Below are 18,446 nucleotides of genomic sequence, written 5' to 3' on the forward strand. Positions count from 1 at the left end.
AGCTTGCCATCTGCGGCTCTTGTTACGTACTTTATTCCTTTTTCGGTCATATATGACACATTGCCTTCGGAGTACAGTGCGGAATCCCCGCACAGGTATATATATCCATCATCGGTATACCTCCTGAAGCTTTCAAAGACCTTTGTCATTCTGCCGAAAGCGTACGTGTCATTGGTATTGCCGCTTTCAGGCTCCATGTAAAGAGGAATACCGGTTGCATTATCAACCATCATCTGTTCCATAATCTGGACTAATTCAGGATGGGCATCTCTGCTGTATCCAAAGGTAACATTGATTTTATGGGGCTCATCGTAATTGACTGCGGTGTTATCCTCATGGAACATCCGCTCTTTACCATGGTAATGGAAGCTGGTACTGTCAATGTTCACACTTCCTATTTTGCGTCCAAGGGTATCCATAATGCCCAGAGCCAGCTCGGAAAATAAAGGTGTCAGACCATATTCGTACAGTGCATCCATGGTACGGCCTATAACATCATCGTTAAACCAGTCTTTCTGGTATTCTATTCCCAGCATGGCCTCTACATCTCTGGCCTCGAAAAAGGTGTTGCTCATATACAGTGGCCGGGTGGTATAGCCAAGCCCGTTCAATATCATCAGAGCAACAACCTGACCATGAGTAAAATGTCCGGCGTTATTGCTGATCTTGGGAAGTCTGGAATCGATCTTCTCGATAATTCCGGTTTCCTGAATAAAAGCTCCAACCAGTCCCAAATGCCCCATGGTTAAAGGTTTAAGCTGCTCTCTCGTAATAACGGTCATGACATCCCCCAAAATTGGCAATAATCGCTGTATTCTAGGGAAAATTAATTGACATCACAACATGCTAGTCTCAAAAAATGATTTGAAATTTCTCCAGCTCATTATAAAAAGTGGTTATTGAGCAATCTCAACTGCGAAATGTAAGTTACATTGTAAGATTATGTACTTTTTGATGAACTGAATAGATGTGAAAACACCAGTATTCTATGTTTTTTGTTTCAAAATGTATTTATCATGAAAATTTGCTTTGGTGTTTTTTAACTTTTATTTGCGATTCTGTATGATAATTTTTCTATTGTTTATTATAGGATGTAGTAAAATGAGTTATTCTGGATGCTCCGTCCCCTTTATCATATCCTATATCAGGCAGTTTTTTAAAAGGTATTATAATGGATCTGATTTCAGGTTTGTAATCAGCAATACTATCTTTTGTTCTAGCAATAACCTCTGTGTTTGAGTTATTACGTGTATTCATACTGTCGGCTGTAATATTACTGGTATTATTTCCGGGCTCTCCAAGATACATATAACTGATAATCCCAAGTCCAATTGCAGCACTGACGATTAATATGCTGGCTACAATTCCCTTTATCTTTGTAGTTCTTTTTATCTCTTCGTCAGAGACAGGAGCAAGTGATACTACTTCCTGATTCTTTTGTTTTACAAGCTTTTCTGCCTCTAGTGCTGAATTTATAAGCTGTTCGTCTACAGGGGGATCATCAGATGATTCTTCTGTTTCTATATGATGTTTTGGACTTGGTGCAATTAGCTTGTTGGACGATGATATGTCCTCAGGACGATCTGTTTGGGTATGTCCTTGTTCTTTAATTTTATTCGCAACCTTTTTTCTGTCGAGAGTTGATGTCAGATTAAGGATTTCTGCGGAAGGATGTTCGATATCAGATACTTTACCAGTTTCTATGTGATTCGTTGATGCAGACATAACCGAAGACGGTGTTTGCATTAACATTTCTGGATGTTCCGTTTTAGTTGTTTGCGAAGCTACCTCTGAAGCAGTAAGCAACGAAGGTTGAACCTGCTTTGCGACATTGTTTGCAGAGTTCGCTTTTAAAGAAGTTTGTTCTGGCTCTTTGTTTGAACTTTTATCATCAGATTTATGTCCATAAATTCTTTTAAGAATTCTCTGTTCTGATTCTTTTGTAAGAACAGGTGGTCTGGTAACATAGCTGAAGTATTCGAGTGTATCAAAAAAATCCTGATCAGAGGCCTGTTCTACAACCTTGTATATATTGCATCGGTTTTTCTTCCAGTTTGCAAATTTTTTTTGAAATCCCCATCCGACAATTACAGGGCGATCGTTGACAATATAAATATGACTTGTATCTGGGACATAGAGAGCAGCTCCCAAGTGATCAGGGGAATCTTCATCGTAGAAAAATTTAGCAAGAATTTTCTCTGAGAAAACTGTTGAACTGTGAGAAAGAATTTTTTTGCAACGATCTTTTAAATCTTTAAGAACGCGGCAGATTTCAAGAAGATAGAATACCTGCTCATCCTCTGAAAGAGAATCTAATGGCTCAACTAAAAATCTGGTTCCGAAAACTTTGGGAATGTGCCAGCTAATGCCTTCTTTTGTACTAACCGGAATAGCGAATGTCGATACTGTTCTCTGGCTCTGAGTCGCATCCTGGTAGAGAGATTTTTGGATAAACATTGTCAGGCGCATCACGGAGTCCGGAACTGCGCTGCCATCAACGCTAATAGGGGTGTAATCGTTTAAATTCAAGGTACAGATAACGTTGTCTTGAGCCATAACGGATGCCTTTGACTTTATGCAATGTCTTGATTTTATCAGGATTGATGCGCAATAAATAGGGCATAAATTGCATTATTGATAAAAAAATCCCTGTATTTGAATATACAGGGATTCCCAATAGGTCGATAAAACCTCAAAATTTATTTATTTCCATTGAGAAGTGAGGAAATGAGTCTCTGATTATTGTTCTTTTTTGCAGGTTCCTTAGGAGCTTCTTCCTGTTCAACGTTCTTTTCAGGAACAGGTTTCGGCTGAGGCATTGGTTTGCTGCTTTGAACAATAGAAGGCTGAACAGGCTTCTGAACCTCGCTAGGCCCGGTAGGAATAGCACTTGGAGAGTTAAAGCCCTTTGCTCTTTGAACCTTAAAATTATTCTGTTTGGCGGTGGCAACAAGAGTATCAAAAATAAGGTTTTCAGTCACAAAAGTTATTTGTACATCAGGCTCTGCCATATTAAGTTTGGCAATCTGGAAAGCCATGCTGAGCAGAAGTTCTGTCTCAGAGTTATATGAAAGCTCTAAGAATTCGATATTTACGTGGCTTTGCTGCATGAGTTTCATCAATTTCATAACCACAGGAACCGGCAGACTTTCCTGTTCTTCTGTAACCAAATAAATATGCTCGTAGCGATCGAGACCTTCTGAAGGTAAATCCTGCCCGTTGTAATCAGGAAGAATGAGTACTTTAGCCATATGTGTTAGTATCCTCAGGCATTTACAGTTATGACAAGCAACTGTTGTTAAGTGCTAAAAAACAGGACATATTCTACTATCTTTAGTCGTTAGCAATAGTGATCGTTATCACTCTAACATCAGAGCGTGCTTAAAATGTGAGTTTTTGTTCAAAAAAAAATCTTTTTTTGAGGCGCTGGTATTAACCTCCAGGGGCAAAATATTGTCTTTATGCTCTTTCATTTTTTGATGTATGTTTAGAAAAGGACATTTTTGAAATGTATCACATATATTATGAATAATTGTCTGTTTTTTTCTGTATTCTCCTGTTGGTAATGTCCTGGTTATTCAGTTTGTCTGAGAATAGTGAAGTAGTTACAAGCACACAGCCAACGGCAATAAATGGAATGCTGAGATACTGTCCTACAGTAAGAACAGCATTTTGATTGTAATCAGCCTGTTCTGGTTTGAATACTTCCAATATCATTCTTGTTGTGAATACGAAAATTAAAAACAGTCCGAGAATCATACCGGTTCGTCGTTTTTGCCTATATTTGTAGCACACAACCAGAAATCCGGTAATTGACAGGTAGGCTACGGATTCGTAAAGCTGTACTGGATGTCTGGGAAAGTTTTCGTGGAGCTGTTCAAACACGATTCCGTAGGTTCCGTCAGTGGCTTTTCCATATATTTCTGAATTAAAAAAATTTCCAAGGCGTATCATAGATCCTTCAAAAGCGGTAGGGATGCAAAGAAGGTCTGCAAGAGGTAAAAAATGGTAGTCGTATTTTTTTGCAAAAATAAGTACCGCTATGATGAGCCCTATACCGCCACCGTGACTGGCAAGTCCCCCTTTCCATATTTTTAGGATTTCGATGGGATGTTCCAGGTAGAAATCTGGTTGATAGAAGAAGCAATGACCCAGTCTTGCTCCGATTATTGTCCCCATGAACATATAAAAAAGAAGATTGTCGAGGTCGTTATCGGGATATGCATGTTTTTTAAAAAAATTGTTTATGGAGAGGTATCCTAAAATAAAACCTGAAGCAAACAATATGCCGTACCATCTGACACTAAAGTCTCCCAAAAAAGGTATGGTGAATGCTGCAGGATCCGCGTTCCAGTGTAAAATCATCTAATGATGACTCCTCTTATATATATTGTGGTTAATGATTGCTCGCGTATTTGCTTATACGGTAATCTTGAAGAATGCTTATTCTGAATCAATCGGGTTTGTTCACTAAGCGTGCTTCTTGTCCCCGAGATTAGATGAGTTTATTTTAGGATATAATCTGCAAGGTTGTTGTGAGATTATGTGTTATGGCTGAAATTATTCAAACTTTTTTTACTTATGCTGGGTTGACGTTGTTCTTAGGAGGAATTGTCTTTTGCTTTGTGGCGCCAGCGTTCAGGTATGGTGTATTCTGCACGGTACTAGGGAATCTCCTTTTTGTGTCTGCTATCGTTTTTCCAAAACAGATGGTGCAATTTGTCGAGACATATGAGCTAGGTGGGTACTTTACCAGTGTTGATCTCATTGCTCTGAAGGAAAAGGCTGTAATTACCGGACTGATTCTTATGTCGGTTCTTTGGATTGTTAGATGGTTCAAGCATTTGGTAGTTGAAGGTTTCTTTGTGTTTTTGTTTCCTTCTTTGGCAAGACCGGTTGTTAAAGAGGAGAAGAAGAAAAGGAAGAAGAGCAAGAAAAAGGAAATTGTTGCGTCCTCGACAGAGGAAATGGTTTTCGGAAGTGATGTGAAAAACAGTGTTTCAAAGGATTTTTCCGAGAGTGAAGAGCTATCCCACGAAAATCAAAGTACCGAGCAGATGGAAGGACAGTTTTCGGATTCTAAAGAGCAAACATCGTTGTCAGAGGGGGATGATGAACTTCCTGTTATCAGGGTTCGTGGTTAATTGTTAACCGTTTTTGACGATAAAAACATGAATTTGCGATTTTTTTGAGTAAAATGTTGAAAATTCGTTGACAGAAAAATAAAAAACTATAAAATTCCGCTCACTTGCTCAGCACGAGCAGAAAGTTCTTTAACAAACAGTTTAGACAATCTGTGTGGGCACTCGGCAGGAATTATCGGAAGGCTAAAAAAGAAGTCTCGATAATAGGAACTGCAGAGTGAACAACAAAACAGTTAAATTCATTATTGAGCAAAAGAAACAAACTTTTGAATTGAAGAGTTTGATCATGGCTCAGATTGAACGCTGGCGGCAGGCTTAATACATGCAAGTCGAACGGTAGCAGCAGGAAAGCTTGCTTTTCTGGCTGACGAGTGGCGGACGGGTGAGTAATACCTGGGAAACTGCCTATAAGAGGGGGATAACACCTGGAAACGGGTGCTAATACCGCATAAACCCTGAGGGGAAAAGGATGGGAAACCATGCGCTTATAAATGTGCCCAGGAGGGATTAGCTAGTTGGGGAGGTAAAGGCTCACCAAGGCGACGATCTCTAGCTGGTCTGAGAGGATGATCAGCCACATTGGGACTGAGACACGGCCCAAACTCCTACGGGAGGCAGCAGTAGGGAATATTGCACAATGGGGGAAACCCTGATGCAGCCATGCCGCGTGTGTGAAGAAGGCCTTCGGGTTGTAAAGCACTTTCAGCGGGGAGGAAGCTGAAGTTCGAACAGGGCAGAAAGCAGACGTTACCCGCAGAAGAAGCGCCGGCTAACTCCGTGCCAGCAGCCGCGGTAATACGGAGGGCGCAAGCGTTAATCGGAATAACTGGGCGTAAAGCGCACGCAGGCGGTTATGCAAGTCAGATGTGAAATCCCAGCGCTTAACGTTGGGCGGTCATTTGAAACTGCAAGACTAGAGTACTATAAGGGGAGCTGGAATTCCAAGTGTAGCGGTGAAATGCGTAGATATCTGGAAGAACACCGGTGGCGAAGGCGAGCTTCTGGATAGTAACTGACGCTCAGGTGCGAAAGCGTGGGGAGCAAACAGGATTAGATACCCTGGTAGTCCACGCTGTAAACGATGTCAATTAGGAGTCTAGTCCGAAGAGGCTGGGTTCCGCAGCTAACGCTTTAAATTGACCGCCTGGGGAGTACGGCCGCAAGGTTAAAACTCAAATGAATTGACGGGGGCCCGCACAAGCGGTGGAGCATGTGGTTTAATTCGATGCAACGCGAAGAACCTTACCTGAACTTGACATATACGATGATCTGTCTGAGAGGATGGAGTACCCGCAAGGGAATCGTAAACAGGTGCTGCATGGCTGTCGTCAGCTCGTGTCGTGAGATGTTGGGTTAAGTCCCGCAACGAGCGCAACCCTTGTTCTTTGTTGCCAGCGCGTAAAGGCGGGAACTCAAAGAAGACTGCCGGTGATAAACCGGAGGAAGGCAGGGATGACGTCAAGTCATCATGGCCCTTACGTTCAGGGCTACACACGTGCTACAATGGTTTGTACAGAGGGAAGCGAAGTCGCGAGACGGGGCAGATCTCAGAAAGCAAATCGTAGTCCGGATTGGAGTCTGCAATTCGACTCCATGAAGTCGGAATCGCTAGTAATCGCGAATCAGAATGTCGCGGTGAATACGTTCCCGGGCCTTGTACACACCGCCCGTCACACCATGGGAGTGAATTGCACCAGAAGTAGTTAGCGTAACCGCAAGGGGCGCGATTACCACGGTGTGGTTTATGACTGGGGTGAAGTCGTAACAAGGTAACCATAGGGGAACCTGTGGTTGGATCACCTCCTTAACAGGAAAAGCGTCTGATAAATTGTTGCTGAATGTTCACACAGATTGTTTAAACGGGGTTAGAGAAGCATCAGGTTCCGGTCGGAAAACCTTGAGTGGGTCTGTAGCTCAGCTGGTTAGAGCGCACCCCTGATAAGGGTGAGGTCGATGGTCCGAGTCCATTCAGACCCACCACGCAAGGAGAGACGGCGGAAGGGAATTGGGGGTATAGCTCAGCTGGGAGAGCACCTGCTTTGCACGCAGGGGGTCAACGGTTCAATCCCGTTTACCTCCACCAGGGGACCTGAAGAGAGAAACCAGAGTAATTGCGGTTCAAGAGAGCTGAAATTACTGCGGTTTTTCACGACTGCAAGTTCTTTAAAAATTTAATCAAGCTGAAAATCAAAAAGAGTTCAAACAAGCAAGTGTCTTGGAACTTTTTGGCGTAAACAAATGTTACGAAACTGAGCTGAAAGAAGTTCAGGATCTTTGTTTAAGAATACAGCGAAGGGAAGAAAGGAAGGGGAAACCCTGACAGACTTTCCGGGGTTGTATGGTTAAGTGAAGAAGCGTGCATGGTGGATGCCTTGGCAATAAGAGGCGATGAAGGACGTACTAACCTGCGAAAAGCCGCGGTAAGCTGGTAAGAAGCGTAAAAGCCGCGGATGTCCGAATGGGGCAACCCGACACAGAAGTGTCATTCCGAAAGGAAAGCGAACCGGGAGAAGTGAAACATCTCAGTACCCCGAGGAAAAGAAATCAACCGAGATTCTCCAAGTAGTGGCGAACGAACGGGGAAGAGCCCAAAATCTCTGCATGTGCAAGCCGAAATGTCTGGGAAGGCATACGAAAGAGGGTGACAGTCCCGTAGGCGGAAGCGGGTGCAGGGTGAAAAACGAGTATGGCGGGACACGTGGTATCCTGTCAGAAGATGGGGGGACCATCCTCCAAGGCTAAATACTACTTATTGACCGATAGTGAACAAGTACCGTGAGGGAAAGGCGAAAAGAACCCCTGTGAGGGGAGTGAAAAGAATCTGAAACCGTGCACGTACAAGCAGTGGGAGCCCGAAAGGGTGACTGCGTACCTTTTGTATAATGGGTCAGCGAGTTGCTTTCAGTGGCGAGGTTAACCGAATAGGGGAGCCGAAGGGAAACCGAGTATTAACTGTGCGCTGAGTCGCTGGGAGCAGACCCGAAACCTGATGATCTAACCGTGGGCAGGATGAAGGTAAGGTAACACTTACTGGAGGTCCCGACCCACTAGTGTTGCAAAACTAGGGGATGACCTGCGGTTAGGGGTGAAAGGCCAATCAAATCAGGTGATATCTGGTTCTCCCCGAAAGCTATTTAGGTAGCGCCTCAATGGATAATTGCCGGGGGTAGAGCACTGTTTCAGAAAGGGGCCCAGCCAATGGGTTTCCGATTTGATGCAAACTCCGAATACCGGCAAGGAAGAAATTGGGAGACAGACGGCGGGTGCTAACGTTCGTCGTCGAGAGGAAAACAATCCAGACCGCCAGCTAAGGTCCCGAAGTCAATGTTAAGTGGGAAACGAAGTGGGAAGGCATAGACAGCTAGGATGTTGGCTTAGAAGCAGCCATCATTAAAAGAAAGCGTAATAGCTCACTAGTCGAGTCGGCCCGCGCGGAAGATGTAACGGGGCTAAACATTGCACCGAAGCTGCGGAATCGCAGAAATGCGGATTGGTAGGGGAGCGTTCTGTAAGGTGAAGAAGGCATACCGGAAGGAGTGCTGGAGCTATCAGAAGTGCGAATGCTGACGTGAGTAACGATAATGCGGGTGAAAAACCCGCACGCCGGGAGACCAAGGGTTCCTGTCCAACGTTAATCGGGGCAGGGTGAGTCGGTACCTAATGATAAGCTGAAAAGCGAGGCAGATGGAAAATCGGTTAATATTCCGATACTGGCATTAGCTGCGAAGGAGGGACGGAGAAGGCTAGGTGCGCCTGCTGTTGGATGCAGGTGAAAGGATGTAGTTCCGGCGCGTACGAATAAAGGCGAGCTGAAGGATGAGATCTGAGAGGATTGCACTACGGTGCGAGAAGGCATTGATGCCAGGCTTCCAGGAAAAGCTTCTAAGCTACAGGCTAATGCGAGCCGTACCCGAAACCGACACAGGTGGTCGAGTAGAGAATACCAAGGCGCTTGAGAGAACTCGGGTGAAGGAACTAGGCAAAATAGTACCGTAACTTAGGGAGAAGGTATGCTGACGAAAGTGAAGGACTGCGCGTCCGGAGCAAGAGTCAGTCGCAGCGAAGAGGTGGCTGGGACTGTTTAACAAAAACACAGCACACTGCGAACACGGAAGTGGAAGTATAGTGTGTGACACCTGCCCGGTGCTGGAAGGTTAAATGATGATGTCATCGCAAGAGAAGCATCTGATTGAAGCCCCAGTAAACGGCGGCCGTAACTATAACGGTCCTAAGGTAGCGAAATTCCTTGTCGGGCAAGTTCCGACCTGCACGAATGGTGTAACCATGGCCACGCTGTCTCCACCCGAGACTCAGTGAAATCGAAATTGCTGTGAAGATGCAGTGTACCCGCGGCTAGACGGAAAGACCCCGTGAACCTTTACTATAGCTTGACACTGAACATTGAGTACATTTGTGTAGGATAGATGGGAGACAGAGAAACCTGTACGCCAGTATGGGCGGAGTCGACGTTGAAATACCATTCTGATGTGCTTGGTGTTCTAACTTCGGAAGGAGGACAGTGTCTGGTGGGTAGTTTGACTGGGGCGGTCTCCTCCCAAAGGGTAACGGAGGAGCACGAAGGTTGGCTAATCACGGTCGGACATCGTGAGGATAGTGCAATGGCAGAAGCCAGCTTAACTGCGAGACAGACGAGTCGAGCAGATGCGAAAGCAGGTCATAGTGATCCGGTGGTTCTGAATGGAAGGGCCATCGCTCAACGGATAAAAGGTACTCTGGGGATAACAGGCTGATACCGCCCAAGAGTTCATATCGACGGCGGTGTTTGGCACCTCGATGTCGGCTCATCACATCCTGGGGCTGCAGCAGGTCCCAAGGGTATGGCTGTTCGCCATTTAAAGTGGTACGCGAGCTGGGTTCAAAACGTCGTGAGACAGTTTGGTCCCTATCTGCCGTGGGCGCAGGAAGATTGAAGGGGATTGCTCCTAGTACGAGAGGACCGGAGTGAACGAACCGCTGGTGAGAGGATTGTAATGCCAATTGCATAGTCCGGTAGCTAAGTTCGGGATCGATAACCGCTGAAAGCATCTAAGCGGGAAGCGAGCCCTGAGATGAGTCTTCCCAGACCTTGAGTCTGTAAGGACCGTCAGAGACGATGACGTTGATAGGTGAGGAGTGGAAGCGTTGCGAGGCGTGGAGCGGACTCATACTAATGATCCGAGAGGCTTAACCATACAACGCCCGGAAAGTTTGGCGCTTGCGGGTTTGAACGGAAGAAGTGATTTGAGGCGAGATTAAATTTTTAAACCGGATTGCCTGATGAAGATAACGTTCTGGAACCACCTGTATCCATTCCGAACACAGAAGTGAAACGGAACAGTGCCGATGGTAGTGTAGCATTCGCTATGTGAGAGTAGGTCATTGTCAGGCATTAAAATCAAGCACGGAGCGGTAGTTCAGCTGGTTAGAATGCCTGCCTGTCACGCAGGAGGTCACGGGTTCGAGCCCCGTCCGTTCCGCCACTCATACAGCGGGGTACCTCAGGGTACCCCGTTTTTCTTTTTTGCATCATTAATTCTGAGGTTTTTATGAATATCCATTCGGCATTAAGAGTATTGACAGGTGTTTCAATGATGCTTCTGGCTGCGTCCGGGTGTAACCTGAATAAAAACGCAGATAATGTTTTTCTGCCAGTAATGAATGTTGATGCAATTATGCAGGACTGTGTTTCTGATAACATGCAGAAAAGTGTATGTACTTCAGCGTTTCAAAATGCTGAAGAAGCTTACACTCTTGGATTAAGATACGAACTAGGAGATGATGAGCTTATACAGGATGAACGAAAGGCTGCTTCTTGGTACCTTATAGCTGCCAAGAAAGGTAATCATCGAGCAGAAACAAATTTAGGGGCTTTGTTTATTACTGGAAGAGGAGTGTCTAAGGATTATTCCCGGGCCTTGTTCTGGCTTGATAGAGCTCAGAAAGGAGGTGATTCAGTTGCCATGCTTAATCTTGGTATACTATCTGAAACCGGAACAGGAGTTCCTCAGAATTATGCAAAAGCTTTAAATTGGTACTTGAAAGCGGCGGCTCTTAATAATATTGATGCTGAAATGAAAATTGCTGATGCTTATTATAACGGAGTTATAACATCTGTTAGCTATGAACAAGCTTATACATGGTATGAACTTGCCTCAAGACAGGATACCCCCAGAGCTTTGTTTATGCTTGGCATAATGAATGAAAAAGGGCAGGGGATAAAAAAGGATCTTTCCGCGGCTGTAGAATATTATCAGAAATCTGCGAACCTCGATTATTATGAGGCCTGTGAGAGACTGTCATATATGTACAAAAACGGATTTGGGATTTCTAAGAATATTACGATTTCTCAGAGGTGGCAAAAAAAAGCAAGAGAACTGAAGAACAAAGATCGCAAATAAAAATGCGATCCTGTCAATGTATTGTGATAATCGTTATTTTTTGAAGATGGAACCTGAAAAACCAGGAACGAAGAGTTTATCTGTCATTCCTGTTCTGTTTGGTATAGTTGACAAGATAATACTGTTATTGTTGTTGACACCGTAATCTCTGCCGTTGACATTTCTAGCTCCGAAATTTAGAACGGTAATGGTATAGGATGAAGTTATAGTTATAACTCCTGTGTCTGGAAATGAACTGATGAGACATTGCTTCCTGTTATGGGATCCAATAATGCCATTTTTTTTAAGCTTAATAAGCTGTTTATAAAAAAACAGGATTTCCTGCGAAGGTTCTGATATGGCTGGATCTTCGTTTTCTGGTAACCATTGCAGTTTACTTTTAAGAAAGGTGTTTTTTTCATGTGGAGATTCTGGTTCATAGCCGGCGACGAAAGAGAATTCATTTTTACGTCCACGTTGCACAGCTTTTATCAGACGGGAATCTCCAAAATCTTCAAAAAATAGGAAGGGGGATTTTTCCCCGTATTCTTCGCCCATAAAAAGCATTGGGACATAAGGGGATACAAACAGCGTCATTGCAGCAAGAAGGGCTCTCTTTTTTCCCATTACAGATATAATTCTGCTACCATCAGGGCGATTTCCAACCTGGTCATGATTCTGAATATGCATCACTATCTGCACGGGGGAAATTGTTTTGCCTGATTCGCCCATGTAGTTGTTGAATACAGAATTATAACGGGTTCCGTTATAACAAAATCCCTCTTTCAGTGAAAGTTCTATGTCCTCAAATTTGCCAAAGTCACGATAGTGTCTGAAGTTTTGCGGATAGAGCCAGCTGTATACAGCGTAATTCAAATCATCGCACCATTGTGAATCATAGCCTAGATAATTTTCATCAGTCACAAATCCTTCATTTCTAAGATGTTCGGCAATCATCATTATGGTGCGATTTTCGACTTTTCCGATACTCTTGGCAAGATCTGTTATTTCTTTAAGAATATTGGGAATACTGTCATCGAAAATTACACTTATGGCATCCATTCTAAAGCCATCAAGCCCAGCATCTTCCAGCCAGTATCTGGTACATTCAAGAAAATAATTACGAATTCCGGAAGAATTTTTGCCATCAAAATTAATTTGAGCCCCCCAAGGGGTTGCGGCTTTTTTTGTAAAAGGAGCAAGCTTTTCAGAATAATTACCTTCTGGTCCGAAGTGGTTGAATACTACATCCAGGATTACTGCAATACCGTTTTGGTGTGCTTCTTTAATAAAATCATGCAGATCCTGATATGTTCCGTAGTTTCTGCTGAGAGCAAAAAGATATGTGCCATCATACCCCCAGTTGCGTTCTCCTGGAAATTCAGCCAAAGGCATCAGTTCGATAACGTTTATTCCGAGGTCTTTGAGGTAAGGTATCCTTTTTAAGGCTCCTTTTAAATTTCCTTCCGGAGAAAAGGTTCCAAGATGGAGTTCATAGATTATGGCATCGGAAATTGAAATCCCTCTCCATGAAGAATCTTTTACTTTTATGGGAAATGCTACTTGTGATGGGGCATGGGGGCCTTCTGGCTGATAATGCGATGAGGGATCTGGAAAATAGTCGTTTTCATTTTTAATGAGAAGATAACGTGTTCCTTCTGAAAAGTCTGGAAGGATTCCTTCAAACCAGCCTGAATCCCCCTTGCTGAGTTTATAGTTTTTCCCAGTATCAGTACATTGTACAGAAAGAGAATGCGTGTATGGTGCAAAAATACGGAACGCGATTACACCGTTAGAATTCTTATACATTCCGGTACTGAGCATAAATTTTTCTCCATTTATAGCAATATATGAGTGCGGTGCAAATTGTCGGTACTTAACAGAAATCAAAAGTGTGAAACCTGTATTTTAGTTATTCGTTTTCTCGTGAAGTGCTATGTTTTGACTACACTTTGTACCAGATTCATATATGATTTGGATTTAAAGGAAATTTTATGATTGTAGTCATATCAGATTATAGCATCTTAAGCAGTTCTACAATTGAGCAGAAAAAAGCCGAAAAAATTTTTTCGGCTTTTGTCAATATAAGCTAATCAGACGGATTTGCCCGACAGATTGCTCATTTTTTGCTATTTGACAGATTTAAAGAAGTTGATGAGTCCATTTGTCGAAGAATCATGAGATGAAACTTCTGCATCATTCTGTAGTTCCGGAAGAATTTTTCCTGCAAGCTGTTTACCCAGTTCAACCCCCCATTGATCGAACGAGAAGATGTTGAAAATGACACCCTGAACAAAAATCTTGTGTTCATACATTGCGATAAGAGCACCAAGAGATTCGGGATTAATTTCCTTAACCATTATGGAATTTGTGGGCCTATTTCCGTCAAATACCTTGAATGGAATAAGTGATTCATATTTTTCTTTCGGCGTGCCTTTGGTTTCAAATTCCTGAATCACTGTTTCTCTGGATTTTCCGAATGCTAAGGCCTCAGTCTGGGCAAAGAAATTGGACAGAAGCTTTGCGTGGTGATCTCCGATAGGATTATGACTGATCGCCGGCGCAATGAAATCAGCTGGAATTATTTTTGTCCCCTGGTGAATCAGCTGATAGAAGGCATGCTGGCCATTAGTTCCTGGTTCACCCCAGATAATCGGCCCCGTCTCATAGTCGACAGGGTATCCGTTCCTGTCGACATATTTGCCGTTTGATTCCATATTACCTTGTTGGAAATAGGCTGGGAAACGAGCCAAGTACTGATCGTATGGGAGTATTGCTTCAGAGGCAAATTTGTAAAAATTGTTATACCAGATACCGATTAATGCCAGAATTACCGGAATATTATTTCTGAAAGGCTGAGTTCTGAAATGCGTATCCATTTCGTATGCTCCTTTAAGAAGCCTTTCAAAATTGTCAAATCCAACAGCTAGAGCAATGGATGTGCCGATGGCTGACCATGATGAATAGCGACCTCCGACCCAGTCCCAAAATTCAAACATGTTATCGGTATCTATGCCGAATTCGCTTACAGCTTGGGCATTTGTGGATAAAGCCACAAAGTGTTTGGCAACGTGCTTTATATCACCTGCTGCCTTTAAGAACCAGTCTCTAGCTGTGTGGGCATTTGTCATGGTTTCCTGAGTGGTGAATGTTTTCGAGGCCACAAGGAACAGTGTGGTTTCAGGATTGCATTCTTTCAGAGTTTCGACAATATGAGTTCCGTCAACATTAGATACGAAGTGAGATTTCAGTCTGTTATGGTAGGGAGTAAGAGCCATTGTAATCATACATGGCCCCAGATCTGATCCACCGATGCCAATGTTTACAATATCGGTAATTGCCTTGCCAGTGAAACCCTTCCATTCACCGGAGATGACTTTTTCGGAAAAAACTTTAATTTTTGCCAGTACATCACGCACGTCGATCATGACATCCCTGCCATCGACAAATACAGGGGTGTCAGACTGGTTTCGAAGGGCTGTGTGAAGAACAGCTCGGCCTTCGGTAACATTAATCTTTTCTCCATTAAACATTGCTTCAATGGCATTTTTTAAGTCAGATTCCTCGGCAAGCTTAATAAGGAGGCCGAGAGTTTCTTCAGTGATCCGATTTTTTGAAAAATCTACCAGAAAATCATTGTTGAATCTTAGAGAAAAATTATTGAAGCGGTTCTGATCAGCATTGAAGAGTTCTTTGATTGTCATGTTTCTGTTCTCAGAAAAATGCTTTTCAAGTTCCTTCCAGGCTGGGGTTTGAGTTGGGTTTACGTTTTTCATGAATAAAATTCCTGCTAAAAGGTGAATTCAGAGGCTTTAGCCGTCCTTGTTATCGCCGATGGATATTCTACACGATAGCAGGCTAAAGATTAATAATCATTGTCTGGTCTGTATCATAGAGCGCGAGAATCTTTTGGGATAAAAAAGACCTCAGTGGAAATTTCAGGAAAACAAGAGGTTTTGATTTGGTTAAAACATGGTGTCTTTTCCCAAAGAACTGTAAAAAAAATTTTTTATAGCTCTTTACTTTGGTAGCATGAGACTCCATGTTCTAATCATGTGTTGGTGTTGAGGTGGTACGATTTTTGATTTACTTACCTCTTTTAGCCTAGGTGCATGATGGTTATAATGTACATGTTTTTCAAAATAACTGATTTTTGAGGCTGTTATGGCAAATTATTTTAATACTCTTTCTTTGCGAGAGAAACTTGGTCAGCTTGGCTGTTGCCGTTTTATGAATCGTTCTGAATTCAGTAGCGGCTGTGATTTTCTTAAGGGAAAGAAGGTTGTAATAGTAGGATGCGGTGCACAGGGTCTTAATCAGGGCCTGAATATGCGTGATTCCGGTCTTGATGTTTCTTATGCTCTTCGGGCTGAAGCAATTCAGGAAAAGCGTAAGTCATATCAGCGTGCCACTGAAAACGGATTTCGTGTAGGCACCTACGATGAACTCATTCCTGAGGCTGATCTAGTTGTTAACCTGACTCCTGATAAACAGCATCATTCTGTTGTTCAGGCTGTCATGCCTCTCATGAAGAAGGGGGCTGCTCTTGGTTATTCTCACGGTTTTAATATTGTGGAACTCGGTGAGCAGATTCGTAAGGATATTACTGTAGTAATGGTTGCCCCCAAGTGTCCGGGAACTGAGGTTCGTCATGAGTACCAGCGCGGTTTTGGTGTCCCCACTCTGCTTGCTGTTCACCCTGAAAATGATCCGGAGAATAAGGGATGGGATATTGCCAAAGCCTGGGCTGCTGCTACAGGTGCACACAAGGCAGGATGCCTTGAATCGTCTTTTGTTGCAGAAGTAAAATCAGATCTGATGGGTGAGCAGACTATACTCTGCGGTATGCTTCAGACTGCAACGATGCTTGGTTTTGATCGCATGGTAGAGCTCGGAATGGATGCTGCGTATGCTCGTAAGCTTCTCCAGTATGGATGGGAAACCGTTGGCGAGGCTCTGAAGTTTGGTGGTATTACCAACATGCTTGATCGGCTTTCCAACCCGGCAAAGATTCGGGCCTTTGAAATGGCGGCACAGATTAAGGAAATTCTTCGCCCTTTGTACCAGAAGCACATGGATGACATTGAAAGCGGAGTCTTTTCGGAAACTATGATGAAGGACTGGGCTGACGGAGACAAGGATCTTTTTGCATGGCGTGAAGAGTTTGGTAAGCATGCATTTGAAAAGGCTCCTGACTGCGACGCCGAAATCAGCGAACAGGAATATTTTGATAAGGGAATCTTCATGATCGCTACCATCAAGGCTGGCTGTGAGTTAGCTTTTGAGACAATGACTCATTCTGGTATTTATCCTGAATCAGCATACTATGAATCACTTCATGAGTTGCCTCTTATTGCAAACTGCATTGGTCGTAACCGTTTGTATGAAATGAATGTGGTAATTTCGGATACTGCTGAGTACGGAAACTATCTGTTTACCAATAAAGCTGTACCGATGCTCAAGGATTTCATGAAGACTGTTACACTAGAGGATCTTGGCAAGGGGCTTTCATCATCAGATAATACTGTTGATAACGAAACTCTTATCAAGGTTAATGAAGAACTGAGAAATCATCCTATTGAAGTCGTTGGCCGCAAGCTTCGTGGTTATATGACGGATATGAAGCGAATTACTTTTGGTACGAAGTAATTATCAGGTATTTTTGATTTTTCTTATTTGATTTATGCACAAGCGTTCGGCCAAACATTTGGCTGGACGCTATTTTTTGTTATATAGAAAAAGCCATTGGATTAGCTAATTAAGGCATAAAATTAACATAATCTGAGATCTTTTGTTATGTATAAAAATAACGAGAATAAAAAATACAAAAATCCTCTCACACTATCCCAGAGAACCTTGAAAGTATATTTCTGCTAATATAGGTATCACTACAATCTTTTTTTCACAACTGGTCTTTGGATTTCAATATTCATAGTCTCCTCAGTATCATTTAACCCATATTCAGTGGTTCTGTTTCTACCATGCTCTTTGGAGAAGTAGAGCGCATTATCAGCCTTTTTCAGCCAGTCTGCGTAGTTAGGCATTGCCGGGATTGAGAGGGTGCATACCCCAATGCTGATGGTAAAACGAATCACTTGAATACCACCAACCTTTGGGTTGTTGTATTCTACAATCTGTGTTTCAATTGCATGTCTCAGTCTTTCGGCGACATAGAATGAGGATTCCCTGTTGGCATCACGAAGGATAATAGTGAATTCTTCGCCTCCGTAACGCCCCGCAACATCTGTATTCCGTATTTGTTTTTTAACAACTTGTGCAAGTCTTTTAAGTACGGTATCTCCGGCCTGGTGACCGTATGTATCGTTTATGTGCTTGAAATGATCTATATCAAACATCAATAATGTCACTGGCTCTTTGTTCCGTCTGAATAAATCGTAGGCTTCGGACAGACAATTTTCCCAGTGTTTTCTATTGTAAAGTCCGGTCAGTCCGTCTGTAATGGATGATTTTAGAAGCTGACTATTTGCCCTTTCCAAACTTGTTTCTGCACAAGCTTCATCAGTTACGTCGTAGATCATTATCAGTACTTCATCTACCTTTCCGTCCAGATTGCTAAGCGGAATAATAGTAAAGTTCTGTCGCATTTCCAAAGTGCGTCCGGTAAATGGGCGGTTATTGGCGAAATGAAAAATTTCTTTGTGCTGTAACCATGAGTTAAATACGGCAGTATTCAGTGTCACTGCCTCCGTGATTTTATCATATAGCCATGATTTACGAATTTCCGGGAAGATATCAAACAGGCATTTCCCGTTAATTTTTATTCCCAGAATACCACTATTAACTTCGTATTAGGTCTAAAGTCAGTACTTTAGGCCTTCTTAAATTTCCACGGCATTGCCTGCTCAAGAATAGCATTTCTTCTTTCATCAGACAGCGATTCATCTTTCAGTTCGTCTCTGTGAAT

The 18,446-nt window shown here is 43.1% G+C and carries 10 protein-coding genes, 3 tRNA genes and 3 rRNA genes; 9 read left to right on the plus strand and 7 right to left on the minus strand.

Translation table 11 applies throughout. The features are described 5' to 3' along the window. The 4 genes from F557_RS18415 to lgt form a co-directional block, all read right to left on the minus strand. Nucleotides 1-782, minus strand: a 782-nt coding sequence (locus F557_RS18415) for an IS1634 family transposase (RefSeq protein WP_019000579.1), incomplete at its 3' end; no start/stop codon positions are given. Between the two features lie 292 nt (nt 783-1,074). Continuing rightward, nucleotides 1,075-2,556: a hypothetical protein gene (locus F557_RS0101910; RefSeq protein WP_019000580.1), complete on the minus strand. Its 1,482-nt coding sequence runs from the start codon at nt 2,554-2,556 to the stop codon at nt 1,075-1,077. A 143-nt stretch (nt 2,557-2,699) separates the two neighbouring features. Beyond that, entirely contained in the window at nt 2,700-3,251 is a 552-nt protein-coding gene (locus F557_RS0101915; protein ID WP_019000581.1) for a hypothetical protein, read from the minus strand. Nucleotides 3,252-3,522: 271 nt separating this feature from the next. Beyond that, a complete protein-coding gene (gene lgt / locus F557_RS0101920) occupies nt 3,523-4,365 on the minus strand; it encodes a prolipoprotein diacylglyceryl transferase (protein ID WP_019000582.1) in 843 nt (280 codons plus the stop codon). Between the two features lie 185 nt (nt 4,366-4,550). Between lgt and F557_RS0101925 the strand changes: the two genes are divergently transcribed. The 8 genes from F557_RS0101925 to F557_RS18420 all read left to right on the plus strand — a co-directional run bounded on the left by F557_RS0101925 (nt 4,551) and on the right by F557_RS18420 (nt 11,542). Next, entirely contained in the window at nt 4,551-5,144 is a 594-nt protein-coding gene (locus F557_RS0101925) for a hypothetical protein (protein ID WP_019000583.1), read from the plus strand. Between the two features lie 268 nt (nt 5,145-5,412). Then, a 16S ribosomal RNA gene (locus tag F557_RS0101930) occupies nt 5,413-6,951 on the plus strand. A gap of 96 nt (nt 6,952-7,047) precedes the next feature. Further along, nucleotides 7,048-7,124 (plus strand) — tRNA-Ile (locus F557_RS0101935). A 27-nt stretch (nt 7,125-7,151) separates the two neighbouring features. Continuing rightward, nucleotides 7,152-7,227 (plus strand) — tRNA-Ala (locus tag F557_RS0101940). Nucleotides 7,228-7,484: 257 nt separating this feature from the next. Then, nucleotides 7,485-10,336: ribosomal RNA gene (locus tag F557_RS0101945) — 23S ribosomal RNA — on the plus strand. An 81-nt stretch (nt 10,337-10,417) separates the two neighbouring features. Further along, nucleotides 10,418-10,532 (plus strand): 5S ribosomal RNA (gene rrf / locus F557_RS0101950). The 16S, 23S and 5S rRNA genes sit together here with 3 tRNA genes alongside, the layout of an rRNA operon. A 15-nt stretch (nt 10,533-10,547) precedes the next feature. Next, a tRNA-Asp gene (locus F557_RS0101955) sits at nt 10,548-10,624 on the plus strand. A gap of 108 nt (nt 10,625-10,732) precedes the next feature. Next, on the plus strand, nt 10,733-11,542 hold the full coding sequence (locus tag F557_RS18420; RefSeq protein ID WP_019000584.1) for a tetratricopeptide repeat protein: 810 nt from the start codon (nt 10,733-10,735) through the stop codon (nt 11,540-11,542). A 33-nt stretch (nt 11,543-11,575) separates the two neighbouring features. Here the strand turns inward: F557_RS18420 and F557_RS18425 are convergent, their stop codons facing one another. Next, entirely contained in the window at nt 11,576-13,411 is a 1,836-nt protein-coding gene (locus F557_RS18425) for an alpha-amylase family glycosyl hydrolase (protein WP_157617724.1), read from the minus strand. A gap of 239 nt (nt 13,412-13,650) precedes the next feature. Beyond that, nucleotides 13,651-15,297, minus strand: coding sequence for a glucose-6-phosphate isomerase (pgi, locus tag F557_RS0101970; protein WP_019000586.1), 1,647 nt, complete (start codon nt 15,295-15,297; stop codon nt 13,651-13,653). 388 nt (nt 15,298-15,685) lie between these two features. Between pgi and ilvC the strand changes: the two genes are divergently transcribed. Next, on the plus strand, nt 15,686-17,170 hold the full coding sequence (gene ilvC / locus F557_RS0101975) for a ketol-acid reductoisomerase (protein WP_026297693.1): 1,485 nt from the start codon (nt 15,686-15,688) through the stop codon (nt 17,168-17,170). Nucleotides 17,171-17,409: 239 nt separating this feature from the next. Here the strand turns inward: ilvC and F557_RS18430 are convergent, their stop codons facing one another. Beyond that, a complete protein-coding gene (locus tag F557_RS18430; protein ID WP_157617725.1) occupies nt 17,410-18,222 on the minus strand; it encodes a GGDEF domain-containing protein in 813 nt (270 codons plus the stop codon). Between the last annotated feature and the right edge of the window lie 224 nt (nt 18,223-18,446).

It is taken from the genome of Succinimonas amylolytica DSM 2873 (genome assembly GCF_000378405.1).
In the GTDB taxonomy this organism is placed as follows: Bacteria; Pseudomonadota; Gammaproteobacteria; order Enterobacterales; family Succinivibrionaceae; genus Succinimonas; species Succinimonas amylolytica.